This window comes from Gordonibacter sp. An230 (genome assembly GCF_002159915.1).
Taxonomy (GTDB): Bacteria; Actinomycetota; Coriobacteriia; order Coriobacteriales; family Eggerthellaceae; genus Rubneribacter.
Window position 1 is genome coordinate 1 of record NZ_NFJP01000069.1, and the last position, 996, is coordinate 996.

The 996-nt window shown below is 72.7% G+C and carries 2 protein-coding genes; both read right to left on the bottom strand.

Annotated elements, in window-relative coordinates; translation table 11 throughout:
- Positions 1-77: 77 nt before the first annotated feature.
- A complete protein-coding gene (locus tag B5F40_RS15705; RefSeq protein ID WP_087195205.1) occupies positions 78-557 on the bottom strand; it encodes a hypothetical protein in 480 nt (159 codons plus the stop codon).
- Positions 554-996: hypothetical protein (locus B5F40_RS16365; RefSeq protein ID WP_162611016.1), on the bottom strand; the 443-nt coding region annotated here is incomplete at its 5' end. The genes B5F40_RS15705 and B5F40_RS16365, both read right to left, overlap by 4 nt.

Below are 996 nucleotides of genomic sequence, written 5' to 3' on the forward strand. Positions count from 1 at the left end.
CTCCACGGCCCGCACCTGGCCGGCCCAGGGCGTGCCTAAGATCTCGGCCGCGCCCACCTGGGCGTCGGGCATGGCGCTCACCCCCTCTCCCCGGGGCCGTCCTCGCGACGCTCCTGCACCCGTTCCCACTCGAAATACGCGTTCAGAAACTCATCGTCGTTGACGAGCTCGTAGTAGGGGCCGGGCGGGTCGACGTGCGGGGAGGGCACGACCGCGGGGGAGATGCGCACGTCCGGGAGCCACCTGAAGCCGTAGCGCAGCTCCTGGACGATCGCCGGATCAGTGTCGGAGACGAGGCGGTAGACCGTGCGACCCTCGGCATCGAAATACTCACACTCAAGGGAGTACACCGCCTTGTTGTTGTGCGCTGCGGAATCGTTCGCATCCGCGATGGCCTCCTCGGCCGAGGGGCCCTCGGCGTACTGGAGCGCGAGCGGGGCGAGGTAGGCCGCGGGGGCGCCGAGGGCCACTGCGGCGCAGAGCGCGGCGGCGATCTTGCGGTGGCGCATGCGGGCGCGGGCAGGGGCGCCGGGGCGGGCATCGGGCACGGCGCTCACCCCCGCCCCTCGGAATCGGAGGCCCCTCCTCGGGCGCCGGGCTGGTGGGGGAGCTCCCACACCCGGCGCCATTCGGCGTACTCCTCGCGCCACTCCTTGTCGTTCACCGTCTCGTAGTAGGGGCCGGGCGAGAGGAAGTAGGGAAGCGGTATGCCCGGCGCGGCGCGCATCTCCGGAAACCACCGGAAGCCGTAGCGCAGCTCGCGGTGTATGGCGGGGTCGGAGTCCGTGACGAGGCGGTAGACCGTGCGGCCCTCGGCGTCCGAGTACTCGCGCTCGAGGGAGTAAGTGTAATCGCCACCGGCCCCCCTGTTCGCATCCGCGATGGCCGCCTCGGCCGAGGGGCCCATGGCGCGCTGGACGGCGAGCGGGAGGAGCCAGCCGGGCAGGCAGAGGGGGAGCGCGAGGACGGCGCCCGCCGCGAGGGCGGCGTGGCGGC